Annotated in this window: 24 protein-coding genes and 1 riboswitch; of the genes, 11 read left to right on the top strand and 13 right to left on the bottom strand. The window is 74.0% G+C overall.

All coding sequences use genetic code 11. The annotated features are described in order from the left end of the window. Positions 1–12: 12 nt before the first annotated feature. Positions 13–879, top strand: coding sequence for a MurR/RpiR family transcriptional regulator (locus ATJ97_RS10505; RefSeq protein ID WP_170037366.1), 867 nt, complete (start codon positions 13–15; stop codon positions 877–879). Between the two features lie 14 nt (positions 880–893). On the opposite strand, the gene ATJ97_RS10500 is transcribed toward ATJ97_RS10505, so the two are convergent. From ATJ97_RS10500 to ATJ97_RS10485, 4 genes are all read right to left on the bottom strand, one after another. Beyond that, positions 894–1,460: a hypothetical protein gene (locus ATJ97_RS10500; RefSeq protein WP_098483697.1), complete on the bottom strand. Its 567-nt coding sequence runs from the start codon at positions 1,458–1,460 to the stop codon at positions 894–896. Between the two features lie 98 nt (positions 1,461–1,558). Further along, positions 1,559–2,275, bottom strand: a complete 717-nt coding sequence (locus ATJ97_RS10495) for an ABC transporter permease (RefSeq protein WP_098483696.1) — start codon at positions 2,273–2,275, stop codon at positions 1,559–1,561. Further along, entirely contained in the window at positions 2,272–3,084 is an 813-nt protein-coding gene (locus ATJ97_RS10490) for an ABC transporter ATP-binding protein (protein ID WP_098483695.1), read from the bottom strand. The genes ATJ97_RS10495 and ATJ97_RS10490 overlap by 4 nt, the downstream gene beginning before the upstream one ends. A gap of 41 nt (positions 3,085–3,125) precedes the next feature. Next, positions 3,126–3,950: an alpha/beta fold hydrolase gene (locus ATJ97_RS10485; protein WP_098483694.1), complete on the bottom strand. Its 825-nt coding sequence runs from the start codon at positions 3,948–3,950 to the stop codon at positions 3,126–3,128. 179 nt (positions 3,951–4,129) lie between these two features. Here ATJ97_RS10485 and ATJ97_RS10480 point away from each other — a divergent pair, with 179 nt between their 5' ends. From ATJ97_RS10480 to metE, 4 genes are all read left to right on the top strand, one after another. Further along, on the top strand, positions 4,130–5,173 hold the full coding sequence (locus ATJ97_RS10480) for an SAM-dependent methyltransferase (protein WP_211287172.1): 1,044 nt from the start codon (positions 4,130–4,132) through the stop codon (positions 5,171–5,173). A gap of 9 nt (positions 5,174–5,182) precedes the next feature. Then, complete coding sequence (gene map, locus ATJ97_RS10475; protein ID WP_098483693.1) at positions 5,183–5,953, top strand: type I methionyl aminopeptidase; 771 nt, start codon at positions 5,183–5,185, stop codon at positions 5,951–5,953. Positions 5,954–6,019: 66 nt separating this feature from the next. Further along, positions 6,020–7,120 (top strand): methylenetetrahydrofolate reductase, encoded by a 1,101-nt coding sequence (locus tag ATJ97_RS10470; RefSeq protein WP_245862375.1) that lies wholly within the window; start codon positions 6,020–6,022, stop codon positions 7,118–7,120. A 51-nt stretch (positions 7,121–7,171) separates the two neighbouring features. Beyond that, positions 7,172–9,535 carry a 5-methyltetrahydropteroyltriglutamate--homocysteine S-methyltransferase gene (metE, locus tag ATJ97_RS10465; protein ID WP_098483692.1) on the top strand — a complete coding sequence of 788 codons (2,364 nt, stop codon included), beginning with the start codon at positions 7,172–7,174 and terminating at the stop codon, positions 9,533–9,535. Between the two features lie 190 nt (positions 9,536–9,725). Here metE and ATJ97_RS10460 read toward each other — a convergent pair whose 3' ends face one another. Both ATJ97_RS10460 and ATJ97_RS10455 read right to left on the bottom strand, forming a co-directional pair. Continuing rightward, positions 9,726–10,181 (bottom strand): ASCH domain-containing protein, encoded by a 456-nt coding sequence (locus ATJ97_RS10460; protein ID WP_098485385.1) that lies wholly within the window; start codon positions 10,179–10,181, stop codon positions 9,726–9,728. A gap of 153 nt (positions 10,182–10,334) precedes the next feature. Then, complete coding sequence (locus ATJ97_RS10455) at positions 10,335–10,796, bottom strand: hypothetical protein (RefSeq protein ID WP_098483691.1); 462 nt, start codon at positions 10,794–10,796, stop codon at positions 10,335–10,337. 15 nt (positions 10,797–10,811) lie between these two features. After that, positions 10,812–10,925, bottom strand: a riboswitch (SAM riboswitch). Positions 10,926–11,072: 147 nt separating this feature from the next. Between ATJ97_RS10455 and ATJ97_RS10450 the strand changes: the two genes are divergently transcribed. Next, complete coding sequence (locus tag ATJ97_RS10450; protein WP_098483690.1) at positions 11,073–11,537, top strand: hypothetical protein; 465 nt, start codon at positions 11,073–11,075, stop codon at positions 11,535–11,537. Here ATJ97_RS10450 and ATJ97_RS10445 read toward each other — a convergent pair. After that, a complete protein-coding gene (locus tag ATJ97_RS10445) occupies positions 11,534–12,634 on the bottom strand; it encodes a hypothetical protein (protein ID WP_143426988.1) in 1,101 nt (366 codons plus the stop codon). The genes ATJ97_RS10450 and ATJ97_RS10445 overlap by 4 nt on opposite strands. Before the next feature lie 232 nt (positions 12,635–12,866). On the opposite strand from ATJ97_RS10445, the gene ATJ97_RS10440 reads away from it, so the two are divergent. The 4 genes from ATJ97_RS10440 (at position 12,867) to ATJ97_RS10425 (ending at position 17,242) form a co-directional block, all read left to right on the top strand. After that, entirely contained in the window at positions 12,867–13,268 is a 402-nt protein-coding gene (locus ATJ97_RS10440) for a four-helix bundle copper-binding protein (protein WP_098483688.1), read from the top strand. A 151-nt stretch (positions 13,269–13,419) separates the two neighbouring features. Then, entirely contained in the window at positions 13,420–15,675 is a 2,256-nt protein-coding gene (locus ATJ97_RS10435; protein ID WP_098483687.1) for a heavy metal translocating P-type ATPase, read from the top strand. 107 nt (positions 15,676–15,782) lie between these two features. Continuing rightward, on the top strand, positions 15,783–16,160 hold the full coding sequence (locus ATJ97_RS10430; protein ID WP_281254945.1) for an ArsR/SmtB family transcription factor: 378 nt from the start codon (positions 15,783–15,785) through the stop codon (positions 16,158–16,160). After that, a complete protein-coding gene (locus ATJ97_RS10425) occupies positions 16,157–17,242 on the top strand; it encodes a cation diffusion facilitator family transporter (RefSeq protein ID WP_425432748.1) in 1,086 nt (361 codons plus the stop codon). Before ATJ97_RS10430 ends, ATJ97_RS10425 begins: the two co-directional genes overlap by 4 nt. 88 nt (positions 17,243–17,330) lie before the next feature. Here ATJ97_RS10425 and ATJ97_RS10420 read toward each other — a convergent pair whose 3' ends face one another. The 4 genes from ATJ97_RS10420 to ppk2 all read right to left on the bottom strand — a co-directional run bounded on the left by ATJ97_RS10420 (position 17,331) and on the right by ppk2 (position 21,046). Continuing rightward, positions 17,331–18,239, bottom strand: coding sequence for a cation diffusion facilitator family transporter (locus tag ATJ97_RS10420; RefSeq protein WP_098483686.1), 909 nt, complete (start codon positions 18,237–18,239; stop codon positions 17,331–17,333). Then, a complete protein-coding gene (locus ATJ97_RS10415; protein WP_281254944.1) occupies positions 18,239–18,649 on the bottom strand; it encodes an ArsR/SmtB family transcription factor in 411 nt (136 codons plus the stop codon). Before ATJ97_RS10415 ends, ATJ97_RS10420 begins: the two co-directional genes overlap by 1 nt. A 20-nt stretch (positions 18,650–18,669) precedes the next feature. After that, on the bottom strand, positions 18,670–19,962 hold the full coding sequence (locus ATJ97_RS10410; protein ID WP_098483685.1) for an MFS transporter: 1,293 nt from the start codon (positions 19,960–19,962) through the stop codon (positions 18,670–18,672). 139 nt (positions 19,963–20,101) lie between these two features. Beyond that, entirely contained in the window at positions 20,102–21,046 is a 945-nt protein-coding gene (gene ppk2 / locus ATJ97_RS10405) for a polyphosphate kinase 2 (RefSeq protein WP_098483684.1), read from the bottom strand. A gap of 104 nt (positions 21,047–21,150) precedes the next feature. Here ppk2 and ATJ97_RS10400 point away from each other — a divergent pair, with 104 nt between their 5' ends. Next, a complete protein-coding gene (locus tag ATJ97_RS10400; RefSeq protein WP_098483683.1) occupies positions 21,151–21,480 on the top strand; it encodes a YtxH domain-containing protein in 330 nt (109 codons plus the stop codon). A 67-nt stretch (positions 21,481–21,547) separates the two neighbouring features. Here the strand turns inward: ATJ97_RS10400 and rbsD are convergent, their stop codons facing one another. Both rbsD and ATJ97_RS10390 read right to left on the bottom strand, forming a co-directional pair. Further along, positions 21,548–21,937 (bottom strand): D-ribose pyranase, encoded by a 390-nt coding sequence (rbsD, locus tag ATJ97_RS10395; RefSeq protein ID WP_098483682.1) that lies wholly within the window; start codon positions 21,935–21,937, stop codon positions 21,548–21,550. Beyond that, on the bottom strand, positions 21,934–22,908 hold the full coding sequence (locus ATJ97_RS10390) for a ribokinase (protein WP_098483681.1): 975 nt from the start codon (positions 22,906–22,908) through the stop codon (positions 21,934–21,936). The genes rbsD and ATJ97_RS10390 overlap by 4 nt, the downstream gene beginning before the upstream one ends. Positions 22,909–22,924 lie beyond the last annotated feature (16 nt).

Raw genomic sequence — 22,924 nt, 5'->3', positions numbered from 1 at the left:
GCGGAGTCGCGGGTGCCCCTCACCACGCGGATCCGCGGGGCCCTCGGCGGGCTCCAGCCCGCGATGGCACGCGTCGGGTCGTTCATCGTCGCGCACCCCAAGGACGTCGCGGGAATGACCATCTCGAGCCTCGCGGAGGCGACGGAGGTCTCAGAGGCGACGGTGGTGCGCTTCTGCCGCGAGGTGGGGATCGACGGCTACTCGCAGCTCCGTCTGGGGCTCGCCCTCGAACTGGGCGCCAGGAGCGAGGTCGATGACCGCTTCGAAGGCTCCACGGACATCTCGCCGGAGGACACACTGGCGTCGGCGGTCGAGAAGATTCTCTACGCCGACGCGCGTTCCGTGGAGGACACCGCCAAGTCGATCTCGATGGAGACCCTCGCGGCCGTCGTCGGGCACGTGACCAACGCCCGACGGATCGACATCTTCGGCGTCGGCGCCTCCGGCCTCGTCGGGCTCGACCTGCACCAGAAGCTGCACCGGATCGGCCTGATCTCCTTCAGCCACATCGATCCCCACCAGGCGATGGTGTCCGCGGCGCTGCTCGACGACACGTGCGTCGCCATTGCGATCTCGCACTCCGGCGTCACGACGGACACGATCGAGGCGCTCGCCACGGCGAAGAAGAAGGGGGCCACCAGCGTCGCCGTCACCAACGCGCCACGTTCCCCGCTGGCGGCAGCCGCCGACTACGTGCTCACCACCTCCGCCATGGAGACGACGTTCCGCTCTGCCGCGACCGGCAGCCGGCTGGCGCAGCTCGCCGTCGTCGACTCCCTGTTCGTCGGGGTGGCGCAGCAGCGGTTCGAGGAATCGATGCACGCGCTCGACGAGACGCGACGGGTGATCGCCTCCAAGCGCGTCCACGGCACCGAGTAGGAGTTGGCGGCCGGTCAGGCGTGGACGACGGCGGCCAGCGCGGCCAGGCTGTCGCGCCAGAACTTCTTGGTCTCGCCCACCGCGTCGCCGTCGGGCAGGCGCAGGTGCTGGACGGAGAGCCGGACCTTCGCGCGGCCGTCCCGTCCGGGCGCGAGCTCGTCGACGAGCAGGGTGATCCGGGAGCCGTCGTCGGCGGTCATCCGCACCGACCGCGGCTCGGTGACGCCCAGCATCTGCCAGTCCACGTCGAGCCAGTCGCGCCGCAGCTCGTCGTCGGCCAGGTGCGGCCAGAGCGCCTGCGGCGTGGTGTACAGCGTCTTGGTTGCGCCGGCCTCCCACGTGCCGTCGCTGCGCTGGCCGGGCGCCCGCATGCCACGCGACTGCTCGTACCCGACCGTCACGCTCTGCGCCCACCAGCCGTCCACGTCGTGCTCGCCGCCGAGCCACCGGGCGATGCGGGTGTGGTCCCACGCCTGCGCGCCGGCCTCGTCCAGGACGGCGTACCACTCGGCGCGGCTGCGTCCCGTGGCCTCCCGGAGCCGCTCCTCGCCCACCTGCTGGGCGTTGCTGCGCGTGACCATGGCACGGAGCCTACGCGCGGGCGGTCACCGCGTGCGGCCTGCGGCGGGGCCTGGAGCGTGGGGCGTCCGCGGTACTACGGCGTGCGGCGGCGCGCGAGTTACGGCGTGCGGCGGCGCAGCGTCGCCGCCCCGAGGAGGAGCACGCCGACGACGCACCCCACCAGCACCGACAGCTCGAGTGTGAGGTCGGGGTCGGCCTGGGTCGAGACGGCGTTCATGGCGTCCACCGCGTAGGACAGCGGCAGCACGTTCGAGACGTACTCCAGAGCCCGAGGCAGCTCCGACCGCGGCACGAGCAGCCCGCACAGCAGGAACTGCGGCAGGACGATCGCCGGCATGAACTGCACGGCCTGGAACTCCGTGTGGGCGAAGGCGGAGACGAAGAGGCCGAGCGCGACGGCGAGGAGGGAGTCCAGCACCGCCACCAGCACCAGCAGACCCCAGGGGCCGGCGGTCTCGAGCCCGAGGGGGCCGAGCATGAGCGCCGAGGCCACCACCGCCTGCACCATGGCCACGAGCCCGAATGCGAGCGCGTACCCGAGCAGGAACGAGACCTTGCCCAGCGGCAGCGTCAGGAGCCGTTCCAGGGTGCCGGAGCGGCGCTCGCGCAGCGTGGTGATCGAGGTGATGAGGAACATGATGATGACGGGGAAGAGCGCCAGGAGCGCCGGGCCGATCCGCTGGAAGACCGGGCCGCCCTCGTCGTAGATCCACCACAGCAGCGTGAGCAGCACGACCGGCACCACCACGACCATGCCGATCGTGCGCGGGTCGTGGCGCAGCTGGGAGAGCACGCGCAGCGCCGTCGCGGTCATCGCGTCCCCTCGGGTCCGTGGCGGACGAGGTGGAGGAACGCCTCGTCGGCGCTGGTGGTGCCGGTGGAGCGCAGCAGCTCCCCGGGCGTGGTGTCGGCGAGGACGCGGGCCGCCCGCAGCAGGACCAGCCGGTCGCACCGCACGGCCTCGTCCATGACGTGGGAGGAGACCAGCAGCGTGGTGCCCGAGGCGGCGATCCGCCGGAAGGTCGACCAGAGCGAGTCGCGCAGGACGGGGTCCAGCCCGACGGTCGGCTCGTCCAGCACCAGCAGCTCGGGGGAGCCCAGCAGGGCGGTGGCGAGGGAGACGCGGGAGAGCTCGCCGCCGGAGAGGGTGCGCACCATCTGGCGCCGGTGGCCGCCCAGGCCGACGGTGTCCAGCGCCTCGTCCACCGAGACGGTTCTGGGTCCGCCGGCCCCGGCGCGCCGCGGGGGCCGGTCGGTGGAGCTCTCGTGGGCGGCGCTCTCGGCGCGTCCGGCCCCGGAGCGTCGCGGGACCCCGAGGATGCGGGCGAAGTAGCGCAGGTTCTCCTCGACCGTGAGGTCCTCGTAGACGCTGGGAGCCTGCGTGACGTAGCCGACCCGGCGCCGCAGCTCCGGGCTCCCGGCCGGACGCCCGAGCACGGTGACCCCGCCGCCGGCGACCACCTGGACGCCGAGGATCGCCCGCATGAGCGTCGTCTTGCCGGCCCCGGAGGGGCCGAGCAGCCCGGTGAGCGTCCCGGCGCGGACCGTCAGGTCGACGTCGTCCAGCGCCGTCCGTCCGCCGCGGACCACGCGCAGCTTCCGCACCTCGACGGCGGTCTCCATGACTGCATCATGGACCGTCCGGCACCTCGCAGCGTGGGCCTTCAGCCGCCCGGCACCGCGGCGACGTCGAGCACCGCCGTCGCGACCTCCTCCGGCTCGGTCTCCGGCAGCCAGTGCCCGGCCGACAGCTCCACGAACCGGTACGGCGCGTCCACGTGCCTGCCCGTGCGGCGGGCCGCCGTGCGCCGCAGCGCCGGGTCGCCCGCGCCCCACAGGTAGGTGGTCGGCACCGTGACGTCCCCGGGACGCAGCCGGCTCAGCGGGAGGGCCCGGTACCAGTTCAGCGCGCCTCGCACCGCGCCGGGCTCGCGCATGCGCAGCGTGTACCGCTCCACCCACGGGTCCGGCAGCCCGGAGGCGGCCAGCAGGGACGGGAGCCGCCGGACCAGCACCGCCTCGGGGAGGCGGGGCAGCTGGAACGCGCCCATGTACCACAGCCGCGCCGCCTGGTCCGGGCTGAGCAGCGCCCCGGCCAGGGCGCGGGGGTGCGGGGTGGAGACCGCGGTGAGCGAGGCGACCCGGTCTGGATGCTCGGCCGCCAGCGCCCATGCGACGCCGCCGCCCCAGTCGTGGCCGACCACGTGCGCCCGGCCCACCCCCGCCGCGTCGAGCACGGCGACGGCGTCGGCCACCAGGAACTCCAACCGGTAGGCCGCACGCTCCGGCGGACGGGCCCCGGGGGAGTAGCCGCGCTGGTCGGGGGCGAGCGTGCGCAGCCCCTCGCCCTGCAGCGCCGGGACCACCTCGTCCCAGCAGGAGCCGTCCTGCGGGAACCCGTGCAGCAGGAGCACGGTGCCGCCGTCGACCGGTCCCTCGTCCCGGACGTCCAGGACCAACCGGCCGCGCCGCACCTGCCTGACCCGCACGGCTCAGCTCGCCCTGCCGCGCCCGCGGGCGCCTGCAGTCGCGTCCATGTGCGTCCTCCCTCGGTGCCGTGCCTCCCAGCATCCCCCGTCCCCGCCCCGTGCACACGGGGAACGCCGGGCCTCGGCGCCGTCCGGCCGTCCGCGTACGCTGGTCGCACCCCGTCGCGAGGGAGCCCGCCGTGCTCGTCAGCCCGAAGTCGCTCGTGAAGATCGCCAGGTCGGGCAACGCCCTCGAGCGGCTGCGCGCCGTCCGCGACGGCCAGGCCGCCATCCGGGTCGCGGCCGTCGGCGGGGCCCTCTCCACCGGGGTGCTCCACGCCCTGCGCCACCCCCGGACGACGGCGGACCTCGCCCAGGAGATCGGTGCCCGGGACGTCGAGCTGCTCGAGGCCTTCCTCCGCGCGCTCACCGCCGCCGGCCTGGTGCGCAGCACCGACGGCGTCCACCGGCTGACCAGCCGCAGCCGCGCCGTACTGGGCGACGACGTGGTCCGGGCCGCCTACGAGGGCTTCAGCGACTTCCACACCGGCCTGTACCGCGACCTGCCCGGTCAGCTCGCCGGCGGCCGGGCCCGCGAGGACGTCACCCGCCGCGGCGACGTCATCGCCCGCCTGTCCCGAGCGATGGAGCCCCTCGTCCACGACGCCCTGGCGAGGGAGGTGCGCGAGTCCGGCGCCCGGCGGGTCCTGGACGTCGGCTGCGGCGACGGCAGCCACCTCGTCCACATGCTCGCCGCCGCCCCCGAGGCCCACGGCGTCGGCATCGAGATCGACCCGGCGGCCGCCGCGCTCGCGATCCACGCCCTCGCCGGCGCCGGCGTCGCCGACCGGGGCCGGGTGCTCACCGCGGACGTGCGCGAGGTCGCCGCCGAGGGGGCCGAGGCGCTCGGCGGACCCGTGGACCTGGCGCTGGTGGCCAACGTCGTCTACTACCTGCCGGCGGAGGAGCGCACGGAGCTGCTGCGCGCGGTGGGTGCCCTGCTCGCGCCCGGTGGCCGGCTCGTCGTGGTGTCGACGATGGCCGAGGACTCCGCGTTCAGCCGGCACTTCGACCTGCTCCTGCGGGCTCAGGACGGGGAGATGTCCCTGCCCCGGCCCGACGAGGTCGCGAGCCAGCTCACCGACGCCGGGCTCGACGTGACCGGCATCCAGCGCCTCGCACCCGGTGACCCGCTGTACGCGGTGACCGCGCAGCGTGCCCGGCCGGAGGCGCCGGGCACCTAACCTGGGTCCGTGATCGACCTGAAGACCCCCGCCGAGATCGAGGCCATGCGCCCGGCCGGCGCCTTCGTCGCGGACGTGCTGACCGCCCTGCGGGCGAAGGCGGCCGTCGGCGTCAACCTCCTGGAGCTCGACGCCCTCGCGCACGACATGATCCGCCGGCGCGGCGCCGAGTCCTGCTACATCGACTACCACCCCTCGTTCGGGGCGCGGCCGTTCGGCTACGTGCTGTGCACGTCCGTCAACGACGCCGTCCTCCACGGGCTGCCGCACGACTACACGCTGCGCGACGGCGACCTGCTCTCCGTGGACTTCGCCGCGAGCGTGGACGGCTGGGTGGCGGACTCGGCGATCAGCGTGGTCGTCGGCCAGGCTCGCGAGGAGGACCTCAGGCTCATCGAGGCCACCGAGACGGCGCTCGCCGCCGCCATCGAGACCGCCGTCGTGGGCAACAGGGTCGGTGACATCTCCGCACGCATCGGGGCGGTAGCCGCGTCCTACGGCTACCGCGTCAACACCCAGTTCGGCGGGCACGGCGTCGGGCGGACCATGCACGGCGACCCGCACGTGCCCAACGACGGCCGCTCCGGCCGCGGGCTGCCCCTGCGGCCCGGCCTCGTCGTCGCGATCGAGCCGTGGTTCATGGCCGGCACCGACGAGATCTACACCGACGCCGACGGCTGGACCCTGCGCAGCAAGGACGGCTCACGCGGCGCGCACTCCGAGCACACGATCGCGGTCACCGAGGACGGACCGGTCGTCCTCACCGCCCGCGCGGACTGACGGGCGCCGGCCCGGCAGCACGCTCCCGGGTACGACCGGAGTGTGCTCCGGTCTAACCTCGGAGGCGTGCCCGGCTACCCGACGGTGTCCTTCGAGCTCTTCCCGCCGCGGCGGCCCGAGCTCGACGAGATCGTCTGGCAGCGCGTGCTCCGGATGGCCGCCGCCGGGCCGGACTTCTTCTCCGTCACCTACGGTGCCTCGGGCTCGTCTCGCGCCGCCTCGGCCGACCTGGTCCGCCGCCTGCTCGCGGAGACGCACATCCCGCCCATCGCGCACCTGACGTGCGTGGGCGCCACCCGGGAGGAGCTCGCCCAGCGGGTCCGTGACCTCCTCGACTCCGGTGTCCGCGACTTCCTCGCCCTGCGCGGCGACCCGCCCGCCGGCGAGACGGAGTGGCGGCCGGTCCCTGGTGGCCTGAGCCGCTCGAGCGAGCTGGTGGCGCTCATCCGCCAGGTCGAGGGCGAGTATCTGGGCCTCCGCGGCGCCGAGCGGGGTACCGAGGACGACGACGCCGGCGTGCACGGCACCGGCGTGCACGACGGCGGACATGGGCCGACGCCGGAGCCGCCCTCCGTCGTCGCCCGGGAGGTCGGGGTCGAGCCCGCGGACGTCGTCTCGGTCGCCGTCGCCGCGTACCCGGCGGGGGAGAGCCACGGCCGCGAGGCGGAGCTCGAGGCGCTGCGGGAGAAGCAGGAGGCGGGCGCCGACTTCGCGATCACCCAGGTGTTCTTCGACCCCGAGGCCTACGGCTCGCTCGTGGCCGAGGCCCGCGCCGTCGGGATCCGCATCCCGATCCTCCCGGGCGTCATCCCGATGACCGACCGGGGACGCCTCCACCGCCTCTCGGAGCTCACGGGCGTGCCGGTGCCCGCCACCATCGACGCGCTGCTCGCGACCGACGACGAGCACGAGCGGCTGCGCCGCGGCATCGACGCCACGCTGGCCCTCATCGACCGCGTGCTCGCCGCCGGGGCCCCGGGCCTGCACCTGTACACCTTCAACCACGACCGCCCCGCCCTCGACGTGCTCGAGCACCTGCGCGCCCGCGGCCTGCGCAACCCCGCGATCGTGGGCGGGCCCGAGGTCGCCGTCGGGCGGGCAGGGCGGGGCGACGGGACGGCCGGCACAGGCGCCACCGGGCGGGCGGGCGGCGGCCGCGCGCGCTAACGTGCGCCGCAGGACCCGGGGATCCGAGCCGAGCACCGGAGGAGGACCGCGATGTCGAGCCCGGAGGAGGTCGACCGCACCGTCCCGTGGTTCCCGGGGGCCACCGTCCTCGGGTACCCGCGCATCGGGCGCAACCGCGAGCTCAAGCGGGCGCTCGAGGCGTTCTGGGCCGGGCGCAGCGAGCCGGACGACCTCGAGGCCGCCCTGGAGAGCCTGCGCGGCGCCAACCGCCGGCGTCTGGCCTTCCTGGGCCTGACGAGCGACGACGCGGCCGTCCCGCAGGACTTCTCCGTCTACGACCACGTGCTCGACACGGCCGTCATGCTCGGCGCGATCCCCGAGCGCTTCGCCGACCTGCTCGACGACCGAGGTCGCCTGGACCGCACGGGCTACTTCGCCCTCGCCCGCGGCCACGGGGACCGCGCGCCGCTGGAGCTGACCAAGTGGTTCGACTCCAACTACCACTACCTCGTGCCCGAGGTCGGGCCGGACACCCCGCTCCGGCTCGCCGACGACCGGGTGGTGCGCGAGTTTCTCGAGGCCGCCGCCGACGGCGCCACCCTGCGGCCCGTCGTCCTCGGTCCGCTGTCCTTCCTCCTGCTGGCCAAGCCGGTCGCCGGCGCCCCCGAGGGGTTCCACCCGCTCGACCGGCTCGACGACGTGCTTCCCGCCTACGCGGAGCTGCTCGGCGAGCTCTCCCACCTCGGTGCGCCGTGGGTGCAGATCGACGAGCCGGCGCTCGTGGCCGACACCTGGGACGTCCCGCGCGGACGCGTGCTGGCCGCGTTCGACCGGGTGCTCGAGGAGCTGGCGGAGCGCCTCGCCCGGCCGGCCCGGCCCGCGCTGTTCCTCACCACCCCCTACGGCGATCCGGGCGACGCCCTGCCGCGCCTCGCCGCGAGCCACGTCGAGGCGGTCGCGCTCGACCTCGTCCGCGGGCCGCTCCCGGACGCCGGGACGCTCGCCGCGCTCGCGGGCAAGGTCGTCGTCGCCGGCGTGGTCGACGGGCGCAACGTGTGGCGCACCGACCTCGAACGGGCGCTCGACCTGCTCACCGCGCTCAGCGACGGCATCGGCGAGGGCGCCCGGGTCGGCGTGTCCACATCGTGCTCGCTGCTCCACGTGCCGCTCGACGCCGGGAACGAGCGGCACCTGGCTCCTGAGCTGCGCTCCTGGCTGGCCTTCGCCGACCAGAAGGTCGAGGAGGTCGTGCTGCTCGCGCGGGGGCTGGCGGAGGGGCGCGAGGCGGTCGAGGAGGAGCTGGAGGAGGCCGCGGAGGCGAGACGCTCCCGCCTGGCCCACTCCGGCGTCGTCCGGGACGACGTGCGGGAGCAGGTCGCGGCGAGCGCGAGGGAGGATCTGGCGCGGGCGCCGTACGAGGAACGGGTGGCCGCCCAGGGGGAGATCCTCGACCTGCCGGTGCTCGCGACGACGACGATCGGCTCCTTCCCGCAGACGCCGGAGCTGCGCCGGGCTCGGGCGGCGCTGCGGCGCGGGGAGCTGGACCGCGCCGCCTACGAGGACACGGTGCGCGGCGAGATCGCCCGGGTGGTCCGGATGCAGGAGGAGCTGGGGCTGGACGTGCTCGTCCACGGCGAGCCGGAGCGCAACGACATGGTGCAGTACTTCGCCGAGCAGCTCGACGGGTTCGTCGTCACCGAGCGCGGCTGGGTGCAGTCCTACGGCTCGCGGTGCACGAGGCCGGCGATCCTGTGGGGCGACGTCGTCCGGCGCAGGCCGATGACGCTGCCCTGGATCTCCTACGCCGCGTCGCTGACCGACCGGCCCGTGAAGGGCATGCTCACCGGACCGGTCACGATGCTGGCGTGGTCCTTCGTCCGCGACGACCTGCCCGTCGGCGAGGTGGCCCAGCAGCTGGCGCTCGCGCTGCGGGACGAGATCGCCGACCTGCAGGCGGCCGGCATCCGCATCGTGCAGGTGGACGAGCCGGCGCTGCGCGAGAAGCTGCCGCTGCGGCGCGCCGACCGCGACGGCTACCTGGCGTGGGCCGTGCGGGCGTTCCGGCTGGCGACCTCGGCGGCGGAGCCGGCGACCCAGATCCACACGCACCTGTGCTACTCGGAGTTCGGCGAGATCCTCGACGCGATCGACCAGATGGACGCCGACGTCACGAGCATCGAGGCGGCGCGCTCGCGGATGGAGATCCTGCCCCAGCTGCGGGCCGCCGGGTTCCGACGGGGCATCGGCCCTGGCGTGTACGACATCCACTCCCCGCGCGTGCCCAGCACCGAGGAGATCGCCGGGCTGCTCACCGCCGCGCTGGACGCGGTGCCCGCCGGGCAGCTGTGGGTCAACCCGGACTGCGGGCTGAAGACCCGCCGCTACGAGGAGACGACGGCGGCGCTCGCCAACCTCGTCGAGGCGGCAAGAACCGTCCGTGACTCCCTCTCCTGACCTTCCCGCTCCCCTCCCCGCGAGACGTCAACTTCTCCGCGAGCGGTCAAGTTCTCCGTGAGACGTCAACTTCTCCGCGAATGGTCAAGCTCTCCGTGAGATGTCAACTTCTCCTTGAGCGGTCAAGTTCTCGTTCTCGTCGAGTGGTCACGTTCTCCACCGGGTGCCGGGCCCGGGCGGCAGCACCGGCTCAGTCGGCGAGCTCCGGCGGCCACACCACGCGGAAGCGCTCGAAGACGATCTCGTCCTCGTCGGTGAAGCGCGCGCCCCGCGCGGCGCACGTGCGTTCCCAGTAGCGGCGGTGCTCGCGCAGCCACGACTCCAGGGTGCGGTCGTCCTCGCCCTCGTCCCGGGCGAACGCCTCGTCGGCGTCGGCGATGGTCCCCAGCCGCAGCTCGGTGCTGCGCAGCACGGCGCGCGGCACTCCGGCGCCGTCGCACGCCACCCAGTGGGAGCCGACCTGGGGCAGCCTCTCGCCGCGCGCGAGGAACTCGGACACGAGGTCGGCGGTGGCGCGCTTCGGGCCGTGGAGCACGAGACCGAGCAGCTCGTCGGACAGCTCGGCGGAGTCGCCGAACCGGTCCACGGTGTGCTGCGGCGCGGCCGCCACCGCCTCCGGGTGGGCGGCCGCGTACGCGGTCCACATGCGTTCCGCGGCCACCGTGTCGAGCGGGGACGGCGGGGTGCGCCGCCCGGGCGTCGTGCGGTCGGCGCCGTCCGGCGTGGGCACGTCCCGGGCGGCGTCAGCCGGCCGCACGTCCTGATTCGTCATGCCGGGGATCGTCCCACGGTCGCCCGCTCAGCGGCGGGGTGCCCGCACCCCCCGGCCGGTCGCGAGGTCGACGAAGATCGGGTCGCCCTCGCCCGCCCACAGCTCCGGCGTCTCGGGCTCCGGCACGGGCCCGACGCCGCGCAGGAGCAGCACGTTGAGGATCGCGTCCCCGGACTCCAGCGCGTAGTAGCGCTCGTGCAGCCGAACCGGGGAGCCGGGCGGCGCGACGACCGAGAGGTCGTGGTGCTGCCAGATCTCGGCCGTGCCGGAGCCGTCGAGGTAGTCGACGACGGCGACGTTGTCCTCGCCCGACGCCCGGACGACGCCGTCGCGCCAGCCCCAGGGCGTCCGCCGGATGAACCCGGCGTGGATGAAGTGGATGAGGTGCCCGGCGCGGTAGGACCGGCACGGCCCGGGGCGCGTGCACTCGCGGTCCGGGACGGCCGCGGCTCCGCCGTCGTGGCCGGGGAAGGACGGGGTGGGGCTCATGGAAGCTCTCCTGGGTCAGCGCTCTTCTCGCGCCGGGCGGCGCGGGCGGGTCTTCCTCCGGGGGCACCGTGCGCGTCGCGCGGTTGCCGGACCAGCACGCCGGAGGGCGTGGCGCTGGTCCTCTTGACCACCACGCACCCTACCGACCCGCGCCGACATCGGGACCCGCAGCCCGCCGACCTCCCCATTTCTGGTGGCTGACCGCAGGGGCGGGCGCTGGCTACGCTCCTGGACCGTGCGGTCGACGAGGACCGGCGTGACGGAACGGACGGCGGAATGCTCCGACAGATCGGCTCCCGGGTCGCGGCCGGTGCGCTGGCCGCCGTCGTCCTCGGGGTTCTGGCGGGCGGTGTGGCCCGCGTGCTCATGCGGCTGCTCGTGGTGCTCAGCGGGGACGCCCCCCGCTTCTCCACCACCGGCACGCTGGGCGTGCTCCTGATCTTCGCGATGGTCATGCTGCCGGGCGCGATCGTCACGGCGCTCGGTCGGCGCCGCGCGGGCACGGTGCTGCTCGTGCTGGGCGCTGCGCTCCTGGTGTTCCAGAGCGTCAACATCCCGCTGCAGGAGGACCGGACCGGCTTCATGTCGGCGGGGCCGGGCGCGCTGGCCCTGACTCTGGTGGTGCTGCTCGCCTTCCCCGCGGTCATCGTGGCCCAGACCGTCGCGACGTCCCAGCTCGCCGTCGCCCTGACGCGGCGGCTCGCCGTCGTCGTCCCGACGGCGGAGCGGGCCGCCGTCTAGAGTCCCGTGGGCGCGAGAAGCAGGCGCGCGAGGATCGTGGCCCCGGCGCTGGAGGCGATCGTCACCACCCGGGCGAAGGTGCCCTCGTCGAACGGCCACTCCTGGATGCGCTCGGCCCGTCGCTCCAGGCTCTCGGCGGCACCGAGGAGGCCGGCGTGCTGCTGGAGGACGTCGAGGGTCGGAGCTCCCCGTAGGTCCCGGTACGCCTGCCGGTAGAGCTCCGTCGCCTGCGCGCGCTCGCGTTCCTTGACGGCCACCATCTGCCGATGAAGGTCGCTCAGGGAGAGGAAGAACAGCGCCACGGCGGCCACCAGCACGCCCGCGCCGACGAGCGTCACGGGAAGGTCGGACAGACCGGTCAGCACCACCGGGCCGACGCTGCCCAGGATCAGCCAGAACCCCGTGAACGCGAGGCGGCCCACCGGCTGGAGCCCGAGGGTGCGGTCGCCGTCGTAGTCCCGCAGCGTCACGTGCCCGCGTCCGAGGCGGATCAGGCCGAGCTGGAGCGCCACGTACACCCAGAACGCCGTGCAGAGCGGGATGCCGATCACCACCCACGTGACGCCCTGGATCAGGGCCGCCCCGGGCTCGGCGCGGACCATCTCGTCCAGCGGCAGCACGACGCCGGTCGCCGCCAGGAGGACGAGCGGGGCGGTCACGCTGTCGAGGCCGCGGAAGAGGTGCTCCACGTCCGGCCGCGCCTCCTCGACCGAGTCCGTCAGCCTCACCTGCAGCCGCCGGAGCTCCTCGGTGATGCGGGAGACGCCCCAGAGCGAGAGGACGACGGCGAAGGACGTCGCCGTTCTGTTGAGCACCTCTCCCCACGGGATCCCGCCGGGCCACGACGGGGCCAGGAGAGCCACCGCGGCGAGGTTGAGCCACGGCACCAGACCCCAGACGACGATCAGCAGGGGGCGGGACCCGGGCAGCGCGGCGAGGATCCGCTCTGTCGGGGGAGCCGCCGGCGGGCGGGTGGTCCGGCCGGCGGCGACGTCCGAGGTCCGTGCGCCGTGCAGGGCGTCGGCCACGGCCTCACCGGCGCCGGAAGGTGGTTCCCGGTAGCGCATGTCGGCACCGCCATCTCTGGTCAGCGTCACCGGCCGCTTCCGAGGTCCTCCCGCGCCCGCCGTCCCACGCCGTCCCCACTCCGTCGCCGGACGGAGCGAGTGGTCGGGCCTCGCCGGTGGCTGGTGATCCTGATTATCGGCGCTCGACGCGGCCGTGGGTACTGCGGGTGCGCCCCTCGGGGTGGGTGCCTACCGTCGAGGGGGTCAGGGTGGGCGCCCGCCGGGCGCCCACCGAGCGCACGAGACGGAGAAGGGGAACCCTATGAGGACTACCGAGATGCTGGCCGCGCACCCGTCGGAGCCGACCATGGACGCGAAGCTCCTGAGCCGGGCGATCGACGCGCTCGCCGCCTGCGCCCAGACCTGCACGGCCTGTGCCGACGCCTGCCTGGCCGAGGACATGGTGGCCGAGCTGCGCGGGTGCATCCGCACCGACCTGGACTGCGCCGACATCTGCGCGACGACGCTGCGCGTCCTGACCCGTCAGACCGGGGCCGACGTCACCGTGGTCCGAGCCCAGCTGCAGGCGTGCGTCGTGGCGTGCCGCACCTGCGGGGACGAGTGCGAGTCGCACGCCGAGATGCACGAGCACTGCCGGGTGTGCGCCGAGGCGTGCCGGGAGTGCGAGGAGGCCTGCACGCAGCTGCTCGCCACCATCGCCTGACGGCTGCGCGGCACCGAACGAGAGATCTCCGCGAGGAAACTCTTCGGCCGGGCGGGAACAGATGCGGTGGCTGGGTGGTTACGACTCATACCCCCCTGGGGTATGAAAGCAACAGTCTCGGCCCAGACGGCCCGGAGAGAGAGCGACGACCATGGCGCACCACGAGCACGCCGAGCACCGGAGCGGAGCAGGATCGCCCCCGCACGAGGGGCACGCCGCGCCACCGCCTGAGCACGACCGTCACGGAGGCGTCGACACCCGCGCGCTCCACGCCGCGCACGCGGGGCACGACATCTCCGGTCACGACGCCCATGCGGCTCACGACGCCCACGCGGGTCACGACATGTCGGGCCACGGCGGCCACGGTCACGCCGGGCACGGGGACCACGTCGGGCAGTTCCGCCGGCTCTTCTGGATCATGCTCGTCCTGGCGATCCCGACCGTGCTGCTCAGCCCGGTGTTCGCCATGATCATCGGCTACGAGCTGCCCGACCTGCCGGGCATCACCTGGGTCGCCCCCGTGCTCGGGACGGTCATCTACGTCTGGGGCGGGCGGCCGTTCCTCACCGGCGCCGTCAGTGAGCTGCGGGCCCGGAAGCCCGGGATGATGCTGCTGATCGGCATGGCCATCACGGTCGCCTTCGTCGCCTCCTGGGGCGCACAGCTCGGCCTCCTCTCGCCCCAGCTCGAGTTCTGGTGGGAGCTCGCCCTGCTGGTCGTGATCATGCTGCTCGGCCACTGGATCGAGATGCGCTCCCTCGCGCAGACCTCCTCCGCGCTCGACTCGCTCGCCGCGCTCCTGCCGGACGAGGCGGAGCGGGTCGACGGCGACCAGGTCACCAAGGTCGCCCCCGCCGACCTGCGGCTGGGAGACGTCGTCATCGTCCGCCCCGGCGGCCGGATCCCGGCCGACGGCGAGGTGGTCGACGGCGGCGCCGACGTCGACGAGTCGATGATCACCGGTGAGTCGAGGCCGGTGCGCCGCGAGGCCGGCGACCACGTCGTCGCCGGCACCGTCGCCACGGACAACGCGCTGCGGGTCCGTATCTCCGCCGTCGGTGAGAACACGGCGCTGGCGGGCATCCAGCGGCTCGTCGCCGAGGCGCAGGCCTCCTCCAGCCGTGCCCAGCGCCTGGCCGACAAGGCCGCCGGCTGGCTGTTCTGGTTCGCGCTCGGCGCCGCCGCGATCACGCTCGTCGCCTGGTCGCTGCTCGGCACCCCGGAGCAGGCCTGGATCCGCGTCATCACCGTGCTCGTCATCGCCTGCCCTCACGCCCTGGGCCTCGCGATCCCGCTGGTCGTCTCGATCGCCACGGAACGCGCCGCGAAGGGTGGCGTGCTCGTCAAGGACCGCATGGCGCTCGAGCAGATGCGCACCGTCGACGCCGTCCTCTTCGACAAGACCGGCACCCTCACCGAGGGCCGGCCCGCCCTGACCGGCGTCGTCGCTGTCGGCGGCACCGGCGAGGGCGAGCTGCTCGCGCTCGCCGCGGCCGCCGAGTCCGACAGCGAGCACCCGCTCGCCCGGGCCATCGTCGACGGCGCAGGCCACCGCGGTCTCGACGTCCCGCGGGCGACGGACTTCTCCGCGTCGACCGCCGTCGGGGTCCGCGCCACGGTCGAGGGACGCTCGGTCGCCGTCGGCGGGCCCGCCCTGCTCCACGAGCACGGTCACGACCCGCTCCGGGAGACGGCGGAGTGGTCCGCTGCCGGCTCGACGGTGCTGCACGTCCTCGTCGACGGTGAGATCGCCGGGGCGCTCGCGCTCGCCGACGCCGTCCGCCCGGTCTCGCGCGAGGCGGTCGACGCGCTGCACGACCTCGGCGTGCACGTCGTCATGATCACCGGCGACGCGGAGCCCGTGGCCCGAGCGGTGGCCGAGGAGCTCGGCATCGACCAGGTCTTCGCCCAGGTCCGGCCCGAGCACAAGAGCGAGAAGGTGGCCGAGCTGCAGCAGCAGGGCCGCACCGTCGCGATGGTCGGCGACGGCGTCAACGACGCCCCGGCCCTGGCGCAGGCCGACGTCGGTATCGCCATCGGTGCCGGCACGGACGTGGCCATCGCCTCGGCAGGCGTCATCCTCGCCTCGGACGACCCTCGCTCGGTGCTCTCGGTCATCCAGCTCTCGCGGGCGGCCTACCGGAAGATGAAGCAGAACCTGTGGTGGGCGGCCGGTTACAACCTCGTCTCCGTGCCGCTCGCGGCCGGGGTGCTCGCGCCCGTCGGGTTCGTGATGCCGATGGCGGTGGGCGCGCTGCTCATGTCGCTCTCGACCGTCGTCGTCGCGATGAACGCCCAGCTGCTGCGACGGCTCGACCTCAGCCCCGAGGCGGCTGTCGCCGCGTCCGCCGGGGCGCCGAAGGTGCAGCCGGTCCGCGAGCGGGAGCTGGTCGGCGCCGGGCGCTGACCGCCACCGCACGCAGGAAGGGTCCCGGACCGCCAGGAGCGGTCCGGGCCCTGCCGCGTCAGGAGTCCGACGATCGGCCCTCCGTGGCGATGGCTTAGTATCTGCATGTGCACGCAGATAAGCAGGCTCGCGCATCGGTGTCGGACGACGAGTACGTCGAGCTGGCGGTAGAGGTGTTCGCCATGCTGGCCGACGCCACGAGGGTGCGGATCGTCCTGGCGCTGTCCGACGGAGAGCGGTCCGTCAACGAGCTCGCCGAGGTGGTGGGGAAGTCACCGGCCGCCGTCTCTCAGCATCTCGCCAAGCTGAGGCTGGCACGGATGGTCGCGACGCGGCACGAGGGGACGCGGGTGTTCTACCGGCTGCTGAACGAGCACGCCCGCCAGCTGGTGTCCGACGCGATCTTCCAGGCCGAGCACGCGCTCGAGGCTGTCCCGCGTCACCACCGGCCCGCCGTGGTGAAGGGCGTGGGTGAGGCGTCGTGACGACCGTGAGGCGGGAACCCGGACCCGATCGCTCGCGCGAGCACGATCACAGCCATGCGCACGACCACGGTCATGACCACGAGCACGAGCACGACCACGAGCACGAGCACGGGCACAGCCACGGCGGACTACGGGGACTGCTCCATCACGTCTTCGTGCCGCACAGCCACGGCACCTCGGAGAAGGTCGACGACGCCCTCGAGGCCAGTGCCCAGGGCGTCCGCGCCGTGAAGTTCAGCCTGCTGGCGCTGGGTGCGACCGCGGCGCTGCAGCTGGTGATCGTGGCGGTCAGCGGTTCGGTGGCCCTGGCCGCGGACACCGTCCACAACTTCTCCGACGCGCTGACCGCGGTGCCGCTGTGGATCGCCTTCGTGCTCGGCCGGCGCGCCGCCACCCGGCGGTACACCCACGGCTTCGGCAGGGCGGAGGACCTCGCCGGGCTCTTCATCGTCGCCATGATCGCGCTGTCGGCGGTCCTCGCCGCCTACGAGTCCGTGCGCCGGCTGCTGGACCCCCGGCCGCTGGAGCACATCGGCTGGGTGCTGGCGGCCGGAGTCATCGGCTTCCTGGGCAACGAGGCGGTGGCGGTCTACCGGATCCGGGTGGGGCGGCGGATCGGGTCGGCAGCGCTGGTCGCCGACGGCGTCCACGCCCGCACCGACGGGTTCACCTCGCTCGCCGTCGTCGCGGGCGCGATCGGGGTCTGGCTCGGGTTCCCGCTGGCCGACCCGATCGTCGGCCTGCTCATCTCCGCCATGATCACCCTGCTCCTGTGGGGCACCGCCCGCGACGTCGGGCGGCGCCTGCTCGACGGCGTCGACCCGGACCTGACCGACCGTGCGGAGCGCGCCGTCCGGGAAGTCGGCGGCGTCTCGGACGTCCGCGAGCTGCGCCTGCGGTGGAGCGGTCACCGTCTCAACGTCACCGCCACCGTGGCCACAGATCCGGACCTGACGACGTCGCAGTTCCACGAGCTCGCCGGCCGGGCGAACCACCTGCTGCACCAGGCGCTCCCGGGGGTCGGGAGAGTGGTCCTCAGTCCGGTCCCCGCCTCGACGCCAGCGCCGGCGCGGTCTACCTGACGCCCTGACCGACCGCCGCAGGCGCAGGGTGGCGACAGCGGTGTACCGCGACGGCTCCGTGCGTCGAGTGCCGAACGCTGGCGCGAGATCAGTCGTGGTGGTGCGGCTCGTGGCTCGCGTGCCCGGCGGGTTCCAGCTGGAACGTCGAGTGCTCGACGCTGACGGGGAAGTGCTCGGCGACGCACGCCTGCAGCTCGTCGAGGACGCGCGGGGCGTGGCCGTCGTGGAAGCACGAGTCCTCGAGCACCACGTGGGCGGAGAGCACCGGCATGCCGGTCGCGATCTGCGAGGCGTGCAGGTCGTGGACGTCCAGGACGTGCTCGAGCTCGAGGATGTGCCCGCGCACGGCCTGAAGGTCGAGCCCGCGCGGGGTCGCCTCGAGGAGGACGTCGGTGGACTCGCGCAGCAGCACGAGGGTGCGGGGGATGATGAGCAGGCTGATGAACATGGCCGCGAGGGCATCGGCGCGCTCGAAGGACGTGGTCGCGATGACGACGGCGCTGACGATGACGGCCACCGACCCGAGGGCGTCGTTGAGGACCTCGAGGAACGCGGCGCGCATGTTGAGGTTGTCGGTGCGTCCGCCGGCCAGCGCCACGATGGCGACGAGGTTGCCGAGGAGACCGACGACGCCGAAGACCAGCAGGCTGCCGGCCGGCACCTCGGGCGGTGCGGACAGGCGCCTGATGCCCTCGATGAGCGCGTAGATGCCGACGGCGAAGAGCACGAGCGCCTGAGCCGCGGCGGCGAGCACCTCGGCGCGCCGGTAACCCCAGGTTCGTTCCGCCGTCGCGGGCCGGGCGGCGAGGTTCGCGGCGACGAGCGCCATCCCGAGGCCGGCCGCGTCGACCAGCATGTGGCCCGCGTCCACCAGCAGGGCCAGCGACCCCGTCCACCACGCGCCCACGATCTCCGCGGCCAGGATGATTACGGTGACGGCGAAGGCGATCGTCAGTCGCCGGCGGTTGACCGACTGGGTGGCGTGGTCGTGGGCCATCAGCGCGCCTCGGCCGTGTTCGTGGGGCACAGCGTGACCGCGTAGCCCGTGGCGGCGAGCAGCTCCTCGGCGGCCGAGAGCAGCGAGAGGAGGGCGCGGTCGGTGGTGAGGAAGTACAGCGAGGCCCGGCCCTGCGGCCGGGAGTCGACCAGGCCGCAGCCCTTGAGGCACGCGAGGTGGGCGCTGACCGTGGACTGCGCGAGGCCCAGGTGCTCCGTGAGGTCGCGCACCCGGTGCTCGCCGGCGGTGAGGTGCTGCACGATCGTCAGCCGCGTGGGGTCAGAGAGGCTGTGGAAGAGCGCGGCCGCCGGCTGGAGGTCGGGGTGCGCCGCGGGCTCCGGCGCCTTCGCCTCGCCACGAGCGCGGGACGGCCGGGTGCCCTCATCGCGCACCAGCGCTTTCATCGTCATATGGCGATGTTAACTGATGGTCAGTGGACGCTGACCTCGGGAAGCGTCCGGCCGGCGAGCACCCCGCCCAGGCCGAGCAGCGCCAGGAACACCAGCGCGACCTCGGCCCCGAGCAGGGCCAGCGCGCTGGAGAGAGCGCCGGCCACGAGCAGCAGCACACCCATCGCGGTGTTCGCCACGGCCACGTACTCGGTCCGCCGGTCGCCCTGGGCCATGTCGACGACATACGTCTTGCGCGCCACGCGGACCCCGGTGTGCGTGAGCGCCAGCAGCAGGTAGACCGCGGGGTAGAGCAGCGTCCAGCCGCGGGCGCCGGGCACCAGGAGCAGCCCCAGGAACAGCAGGATGACGGCGGAGGCGGTACCGGCCCCGACGATCATCAGCCTCCGGCTCGACCGGTCCGCCCAGCGGCCGAAGATCCGGCCGCCCACCAGGCTGGCGACGCCCGAGGCGATGACGAACGCGCCCAGGCCGCCCAGACCGCTGCCGTGCTCGGCCGCCAGCGCCACGACGAACGGAGGGCTGAGGGCGGACACCAGCAGCAGGGTGCGCACCATGACGAACCGGCGGAAGGCGGCGTCGTCCCGCAGCAGCGCGACGGACCGGGCGGCCCAGCCTGCGCCGTCGCCGCGGGCGGGGGAGGGCTCCTCCGCGGGCTCGCGGATGCCGGCGTAGACCACGAGCGCCGCCACCCACGCCAGCGCGGCGGCGCCGAGAAGGACCACGAGGGGTCCCACGTCGTCACCGCCGAGCAGCCGGATCCCGACGCCCACGGTGATGGCGACGACGCCGGAGAGCACCGTGGCCAGCCCAGTGATCTGCCCGCGCTGCCCCTTGGGGATGGTGCGGCCGAGCACGTCCTTGCTGGCCAGGGAGTTCAGCGCGCGGGAGAGCGAGAAGACCGCGAGGGCCACCAGGACGGCGACGCCCGCGGCCACGCCCGTGGCGGTCGCCGCCGTCACCGCCATGGCGGCGGTGGCGAGGGCCTGGCCGGAGGAGCCGGCGACCCAGAGCCACTTGCGCACCCGGTGCCGGCGCACCCACGGCACCATCGCGGCCTGGGGCAGCATCGAGCCGGACTCGCGGATCGGCACGAGCAGGCCGACCAGCGCGGCGGGCACGCCGAGCGCGGCGAACAGCCACGGCAGCACGGTCTTGGCGTTGACCACCTGGTCGCCGGTGCTCTGCAGCGCCTGGGCGGCGATCTGCCGCAGCCCGTTGGCGGGGATGTCGCGGACCGCCTGCTCCGGCAGGGTGGCCCGGGAGCCCTCAGGGAAGCGGACGAGACGTTCGTACAGGTTCGCCGCGGTCACAGGCCGGTCCTCGAGGTGCTCACCCTTCTCGTTCTACGCCGTCGTCGCGTCCGCCGCATGCCGGGCGCGCGACGCACGGACCATCACCGCGGCCGCCGAGGGGCCACCACCGCGGCCACCACCGCGGCCGCCGCCGCGCTCACCCGCGCGAGGGATCCTCCACGAGCGAGGACGCCCAGTCCGGCACGTACGAGGAGACCTCGATCGGGGGGCGCTGGTAGCCCGTGCCCGGCGGCCGCTCGGGCAGCGTCACCTTCTCCTGGTGCACCTCCCGGTACGGCAGCGACTCCAGCAGGTGGTGGATCATGTTCAGCCGCGCCTGCTTCTTGGAGTCGCTCGCCACGTGGTACCAGGGGGCGACCTGCGTGTCGGTGTGGACCATCATCTCGTCCTTGGCGCGCGAGAAGTCCTCCCACCGCGTGATCGACTCCAGGTCGATGGGGGAGAGCTTCCACTGCCGCAGCGGGTCGGTCAGGCGCTTGCGGAACCGCTCGAGCTGGACGTCGTCGGAGACGGAGAACCAGTACTTGCGCAGGTGGATGCCGTCCTCGATCAGCATCTGCTCGAAGATCGGGCACTGGCGCAGGAAACGCTTGTGCTCCTCCGGGGTGCAGAACCCCATGACCTTCTCGACGCCGGCGCGGTTGTACCAGGACCGGTCGAACAGGACCATCTCCCCGGCCGAGGGCAGGTGCTCGACGTAGCGCTGGAAGTACCACTGGCCCTTCTCCCGCTCGGTGGGCGCGGGCAGGGCGGCGATCCGGGCGACGCGGGGGGAGAGGTACTCGGTGATCCGCTTGATCGTGCCGCCCTTGCCGGCCGCGTCCCGGCCCTCGAAGACGACGACGACTCGCGCGCCCGTCGACTTCACCCAGGTCTGCAGCTTCCCCAGCTCACCCTGCAGCCGGTACAGCTCGGCGTTGTAGATCTTGTTCGGGATCTTCGTCGTGCGGAACCCCACGACCTCCGACGGCGCACCGTGTGCCTCGCCGTCCGGCCCGTCCGCCGCGGCGCCGCCCGCCGCCGTGCCGCTCGTCAGGGCGGCGCCGGCAGCGCCGTCGGCCCGCTTCTTCGCGTTCGCCATGGGGAAAGGCTAGACCCGAAGGCGCGACGGCGGGCGGGTGAGGGCGATGGGCCCTACGCTCGGGAACCAGCACCACATCCGATCACGGCACGGAGGTTTCGCACATGGGCAAGTTGACGTTCGTCGTAGGCGCCGGCCTCGGCTACGTGCTGGGCACCCGCGCGGGCCGCGCCCAGTACGAGAAGATCAAGAAGGCCAGCTCCAAGGTGTGGGACAACCCGCGCGTGCAGCAGAACGTCCAGAAGGTCGAGTCCCGGGTGACCGAGCTGGCCAGGGAACGCGGCTCGGCGGTGACCGACAAGGTCGCCTCCACCGTCAAGGACCGGCTCCACCGGAGCGGGGACCAGTCGGCCACCGGCCAGGGCTACGCCGGTGGCGACGCCGGTCAGGCGGGCGGCTCCTCCGACTCCACGCAGTCGCAGTCAGGCTTCTGACGGCGGGGCGGCTGCAACGGCGCGGGCGTCGTCGCGGGCCTGAAGGCCACCCGTTGCGGGCCTGAGCTCAGAAGGGCACGCCGCAGGTCAGCACGACGTTGGCGTACGGCGTCGCCTCGCCCGTGCGGATGAGGAGCCTCGCCGAGGCGCTCGCGGCCTTGAGCTCCTCGTGGCTGCACCAACCCGGCTCGCCGAAGAGCTCTCGTACGAGCGCGAGGGCGGCCGGGTTGGCCTCCCGCGTCTCGGTGGCCATGGTCGTGGACTCGACGACGATCTCGCCCGCCAGCGCCCTGACGACGTCGGCGAAGGACGGCACCCCGAACGTCACCGCGAGGTCGACCACCGGGACCCCGGCGGGCCGGGGCAGCCCGCAGTCGCCCACGACGACCCGGTCGGTGTGCCCCAGGCCGGCGAGCGCCGCGGAGAGCGGCTGGTTGAGGATGCCGGCGCGCTTCATCGCCCCGCCTCGGCGTCCAGGCGACCGACCTCTTCCAGGGTGGGGAACGAGGTCTGCGCGCCCCGCCGGGTGACCGCGACGGCGGCCACCCGCGTCGCGAGCCCGACCGCCTGCGCCAGCCCGGCACCGGCGGCGAGCTCGACCGCCAGGGCGCCGACGAAAGAGTCGCCGGCCCCGGTGGTGTCGACGGCCTCCACCCGGACGGCCGGCACGTGGGCCACGTCGGCCCCGCCGTCGTCCTCCTGAGCCTCGGCCACCACCGCGCCCGCGGAACCGAGGGTGAGCACGACCGACCGGGGGCCCAGCCCCAGGAGGGCCTGCGCGGTGCGCGCGGCGTCGTCCCGCTCGCCGTTCTGCCCGCCCGGCGGCTGGCCCGGGCGGCTCTCCCCGCCGGCATCCTGCAGGAGGAACGCCGCCTCGCTCTCGTTGACCACCAGCGGGTCGGCGGCCGCGAGCACCCGGGCCGGCAGCGGGGCGGCCGGAGCCGCGTTGAGCACCACGCGCCCGGCGGCCTGGGTCGCCACGAGCTCGACGGACTCCAGAGGGATCTCGAGCTGGAGGACGACCACCGGCGCCGTGGCCCACGAGGACCGGGCCTCCTCGAGCACCGCCGGAGTGACGTGCCGGTTGGCGCCCGGGGAGACGATGATGGAGTTCTCCCCGTCCGGCGTCACCATGATGGTGGCCGTGCCGGTCGGGGCTTCGACCGTGCGCAGCTGAGTCAGGTCCACGCCCGCGGACGCGAGCGAGTCGCGGAGCAGCGCGCCGTGGTCGTCGTCCCCGACGCACCCGACGAACGCCACGGACCCGCCCATCTTCCCGGCGGCGACCGCCTGGTTGGCGCCCTTGCCGCCGGGGGTGGTGACGACGTCGGAGCCGATGATCGTCTCGCCGGGCGCCGGCCGGTGGTCGATGTCGAGGACGAGGTCGGCGTTGGCCGAGCCGACGACGACGACCTGGGGTGTCTGCATGGTTCGTGCTCCGTGG

The sequence above is a fragment of the Georgenia soli genome (assembly GCF_002563695.1).
GTDB classification, from domain to species: domain Bacteria; phylum Actinomycetota; class Actinomycetes; order Actinomycetales; family Actinomycetaceae; genus Georgenia; species Georgenia soli.
The sequence above is the reverse complement of the archived record's forward strand: the minus strand, read 5'-3'. Positions and strand labels throughout refer to the sequence as shown.